The following is a 4,372-nucleotide window of genomic DNA, read 5'->3' as shown; positions in this document are numbered from 1 at the left end:
CTCGTCCCGGGTGCCGGCCCCGGTCGGGGTGCGGGGCGGGTGTTCCCTCGGGGCTCGGATCGGGGTCGGGCGGCGCCGGCGGGGCTCATCTGCGGGGAAGGCGCGTCACCCGACCTGGCGCGGGGCTAACCGACGCTGCGCAGGTGCTTGCGGTGGTTGCCGGACGGCTCGTCGCCCGTCACCGTCAGGGCCAGCTGCGCGCCCAGGTAGGCCCGGCACGGCGAGGGCAGGCGGCGGCTCCACCAGCGGGTGCGGCAGGTCGGGCAGCGGCCGTGCTCGTCCGGCGTGTGCTCGTCCAGCAGCGCCTTGACCGCGGCCACCACCCTGGGCAGCTCGCAGCGGGCCAGCTCGACCGCCGTCTCGTCGTCCCCGACCGACGCCAGGCGGACCAGCGTGGCCAGGTGTTCGTGGAGGGACCGGTCGAGCTGGCTGAAGACGGTGGTGGACACCTTCAGCGCTCCTTGTCTGGAGGCGGTGCGCGGGGCGGTGCGCTGCACGCAGCCTGCGACCGCGTTCGGCCGTCTGCAAGTTGCACTACACGAATGGATGACGGGCCTTTGCTCCGTCCGTGCCCGGCCACAGACTGGGCTTCGTCCCGCCGACGGGGCCGCCGAGGGAGGTGCGCGGATGCCACGCGGGAGCAGCCCCACGCTGCGCAAGCGCCGGCTGGTCAGCGAGCTGCGCAGGCTGCGCGAGGCCGCCGACCTGACCATCGAGGACGTCGCCGCCCGGCTGGAGTGCTCGGCGTCCAAGATCAGCCGCATCGAGACCGGCCGCGTCGGCGTCACCCCGCGCGACGTCCGCGACATGCTCTCCGCCTACGGCGCCGACCGGGCCACGCTGGACGAGCTGGTGCAGCTGGCCCGCGACGCGCGGCGCCGGGCGTGGTGGGACGAGTTCGGCGACGTCGCGCCCGGCCGCTACGTCGGGTTCGAGGCCGACGCCGAGTCGGTGCGCACCTACCAGGGGCTGATGGTGCCCGGCCTGCTCCAGTGCGAGGCGTACACCAGGGCGTTGATCCGCGCCGTGCTGCCGGGCGCCGCGCCGGCCGAGGTGGACCGGCGGGTGGAGCTGCGCAAGGCCCGCCAGGCGCTGCTGCTGGACGACGACCCGCTCGTCCTGCACGTCGTCGTCGACGAGGCAGCCCTCCGGAGGCTGGTGGGCGGCCGGGAGGTGATGGCGGAGCAGTTGAGACGACTCGACGAAGTCGAGAAACTGCCGAACATCACCCTCCAGGTGGCCTCTTTCGAGGCGGGCGCTCACGCTGCGATGGACGGCCCGTTCGTCATCCTGACGTTTCCCGAGCAGTCCGATCCGGCCGTGGTATACATCGAAACCACCTGTGGCGACGTCTATTTGGAACAGCCCTCGGACGTCGCCCGGTATTCCGACCTGTTCACCCGGCTCAGCGCCGAATCGCTCGACCCGGCCGCCTCGTCCGCGCTGATCGGGAGGGTGGCGCGGGAGCTGGCCTGACTCCGAGGTGAGTTGCGATGCAACGCCAGTGGCGCAAGAGCACGACGTCGTCCGCGGGTGGTCCGGAGTGCGTGGAAATCGCACTCGACCCGGACGTGACCGGGGTGCGGGATTCGAAGAACCGAACCGGCGGCGAGTTGAACTTCGGTTCCGCGCAGTGGGCGCGATTCGTCGACACCGCTAAGAACGGCGCATTCGACCCGCGCTGACCGCACCGCCGTCCGCCGTCCGCCGACCCGTCCGGGTCAGGGGCGTGCCTCGGGCACGTCCCTGACTTCCGACCACCCACCCCTACGACCAAGGTCTTGCGCCCGGTCAGCCCCCGGTCCGATGTGCCCGCCCGTCGAGGTGCGGTGGAATCCCACTAGCCTGCGACACCGCGGTGCCCGTCATGATCCTCAGGGGGATGAACCATGGCCTTGTTGACCGACGCCCTCGAAGGGCTCGCCGGTCTGCCGCAGCCCGCCGTGCTCGCGGTGACGGGCGCGCTGACGTTGGCGGAGTGCACGCTGGGCGTGGGCTTCATCGCGCCGGGGGAGAGCGCGCTGCTGCTGGCCGCCACGACGGTCACCAGCACGTCCCGCTTCCTGGTCATGTGGCTCGTGGTGTCGGTCTGCGCGGTGGCGGGGGACAGCATCGGCTACTTCCTGGGCCGCCGGTACGGCGACCGGCTCCGGGACAGCAAGGTGGTGCGCAAGCTCGGCCAGGAGCACTGGGACAAGGCGGGCGCGCTGCTGCGCCGGCGTGGCGCGTGGGCGGTGTTCTTCGCCCGGTTCATGCCGGTGGTGCGGACGCTGGTGCCGGCGTCGGCGGGCGCGTCGAAGCTGGAGTACCGCCGGTTCCTGCCCGCGTCGATCCTGGGCGCGGTGAGCTGGTCGGCGCTGCACATCGGCATCGGCTCCGCGGCCGGCGCGTCGGCCAAGTACGTCGAGTCCGCGTTCAACGGCGCCATGTGGGGCCTGATGGGCATCGCGGTCGTGGTCGGCGCCGTGGTGCTGCTGCGCCGGCGCCGCAAGGCGAAGGCCGTCCCGCCGAGGGAGCTGGAAGAGGTCGCCTGACCCCGGACGTCGCCTGACCCCGGACGTGGTCGAAGGGGCCGCGATCGGGGGTTCGGATCCCGGTCGCGGCCCCTTCCACTGGGGGAGGGCAAGGGAGATCGGGCCATCCCCTACCGGATGGCCCGTCTCCGGTGGAGAAGGGGACGAGGGCGGGCCGGCGTTCCGCCGCCGCGGGCTGGATGCCCCTTGCACGCCGGCCTGCCCTCGTCGTTCAGGGAGAGCAGCGGATGTTCCGCTGTCTGGTCCAACCTGCCTCACCGGGGTTCGCCCTGTGTGGTTGATCGGACACGCTTAGCGTAAGAATGCGGCTACAGGACGACTGGAGTCGGACTGAAGTGGTCCCCTAGGCTTCGTCCGGGGGCTCAACGTTCGGCGAAGGATCGGTCGGTGGCAGACGGCGGCGGCCAGCGCTTGCGGTTCGAGGTGCTCGGCCTGCTCCGGGCGGTGCGCGGTGGCGGGGTGGTGGACCTCGGCGCCGCCAAGCAGCGCGCCGTCCTGGCGGTGCTGCTGCTGGCCCGCAACGCGCCGGTCAGTCGGGACCAGATCATCGAGGCCGTGTGGGGCGACAACACGCCCAGCAGCGCGGTCAACCTCGTGCAGACCTACGTGGCCGGCCTGCGCCGCGCGCTGGAGCCCAGCCGCGCCCGCCGCGCCCCGGCCGAGCTGCTGACCTCGGTCGGTGACGGCTACCTGCTGCGGGTCGAGCCGAACGCGGTCGACCTGGACGAGTTCGAGCACGGCGTGGCGACGGCGGCCCGGCTGCGCGCGTCCGGCGACCTGATCGCGGCGGCCACCGCGCTGGACGAGGCCCTCGGGCTGTGGCGGGGCGAGCCGCTGGGCGGCGTCTCGGGCCTGTTCGCCGAGGTCGAGCGCGGCCGGCTGGTCGAGCGCAGGCTCGCGGTGCTGGAGGAGCGGGCCGAGCTGCTGCTGCTGATCGGGCGCGGCGCGGAGCTGGTGCCGTCGCTGACCACGCTCGTCGGTGAGCACCCGTTGCGGGAACGCGGTCACGGCCTGCTGATGCGCGCGTTGTGCCAGGCCGGGCGGCAGGCCGAGGCGCTGGCCGTCTACCGCGAGGCACGCCGGGTGCTGGTCGAGGAGCTGGGCGTCGAGCCGGGCCCGGAGCTGCGCAAGCTCCAGCAGGCCGTGCTGGCGGGCGAGGACCCGGAGCCCGAGCGCCCGACCCGGCCGATGGTGCTGCGACCGGCGGTGGAGCCGCCCGCCATCACGCCCGCGCAGCTGCCCCGCGCCTCGGCGTCCCTGATCGGCCGCGACGACGAGCTCAAGCGGCTGGACGGCCTGCTGGCCTCCTACCCGGAGGGCGGCCTCGTCCTGGTCGTCACGGGCCCCGCCGGTGTGGGCAAGACCGCGCTGGCCCTGCACTGGGCGCAACGGGTGCGCGAGGACTTCCCGGACGGTCAGCTCTACGTCGACCTGCACGGCTACGACCCGAACCAGGAGCCGCTGGGCGCGGGCGAGGTGCTGAGCCGGTTCCTGCGCACGCTGGGCGTGCCGTCGCCGGACATCCCGGTGACGGTCGAGGAGCGGTCGGCGCTGTTCCGCACGCTGATCGCGGACCGGCGCATGGTGGTGATGCTGGACAACGCCCGCGGCTCGACGGAGCTGCTGCCGCTGCTGCCGGGACCGCCGTCGTGCGTGCTGGTGACGTCCCGCCGGCGGCTGGTCGGGCTGGTCGCGCACGCCGAGGCGCGGCTCGTCGAGCTGGACATGCTGGACCTGGACGCGTCGGTGGCCGTGGTGGGCCGGGTCGCCGGGCGGGACGGCACGGAGCCCGCCGCGCTGCGCCGGCTGGCCGTGCTGTGCGACGGGCTGCCGCTCGC

At 73.5% G+C, this 4,372-nt stretch carries 5 protein-coding genes; 4 read left to right on the top strand and 1 reads right to left on the bottom strand.

The genetic code is table 11. The features are described 5' to 3' along the window. Positions 1–125: 125 nt before the first annotated feature. Positions 126–449, bottom strand: a complete 324-nt coding sequence (locus AB0G02_RS29800; protein WP_360800402.1) for a hypothetical protein — start codon at positions 447–449, stop codon at positions 126–128. A gap of 178 nt (positions 450–627) precedes the next feature. On the opposite strand from AB0G02_RS29800, the gene AB0G02_RS29795 reads away from it, so the two are divergent. From AB0G02_RS29795 to AB0G02_RS29780, 4 genes are all read left to right on the top strand, one after another. Beyond that, the gene (locus tag AB0G02_RS29795) at positions 628–1,476 is read left to right on the top strand and encodes a helix-turn-helix transcriptional regulator (protein ID WP_360800399.1); all 849 of its coding nucleotides are present in this window, start codon (positions 628–630) and stop codon (positions 1,474–1,476) included. Between the two features lie 17 nt (positions 1,477–1,493). Beyond that, entirely contained in the window at positions 1,494–1,685 is a 192-nt protein-coding gene (locus AB0G02_RS29790) for a DUF397 domain-containing protein (protein WP_360800396.1), read from the top strand. Between the two features lie 204 nt (positions 1,686–1,889). Beyond that, positions 1,890–2,534 carry a DedA family protein gene (locus tag AB0G02_RS29785; RefSeq protein WP_360800393.1) on the top strand — a complete coding sequence of 215 codons (645 nt, stop codon included), beginning with the start codon at positions 1,890–1,892 and terminating at the stop codon, positions 2,532–2,534. A 387-nt stretch (positions 2,535–2,921) separates the two neighbouring features. Next, on the top strand, positions 2,922–4,372 hold a 1,451-nt coding region (locus AB0G02_RS29780), incomplete at its 3' end, for a BTAD domain-containing putative transcriptional regulator (RefSeq protein WP_360800390.1).

Source organism: Actinosynnema sp. NPDC023658 (assembly GCF_040639995.1).
Classification (GTDB): domain Bacteria; phylum Actinomycetota; class Actinomycetes; order Mycobacteriales; family Pseudonocardiaceae; genus Actinosynnema.
Note: the sequence above shows the minus strand (reverse complement) of the source record. Positions and strands in the feature narration are given on the sequence as shown.

Excerpts from the sequence above, each read along its gene's own strand:
- AB0G02_RS29795 (WP_360800399.1), top strand. The coding sequence starts at position 628 with ATGCCACGCGGGAGCAGCCCCACGCTGCGCAAGCGCCGGCTGGTCAGC.
- AB0G02_RS29790 (WP_360800396.1), top strand. The coding sequence starts at position 1,494 with ATGCAACGCCAGTGGCGCAAGAGCACGACGTCGTCCGCGGGTGGTCCG.
- AB0G02_RS29785 (WP_360800393.1), top strand. The coding sequence starts at position 1,890 with ATGGCCTTGTTGACCGACGCCCTCGAAGGGCTCGCCGGTCTGCCGCAG.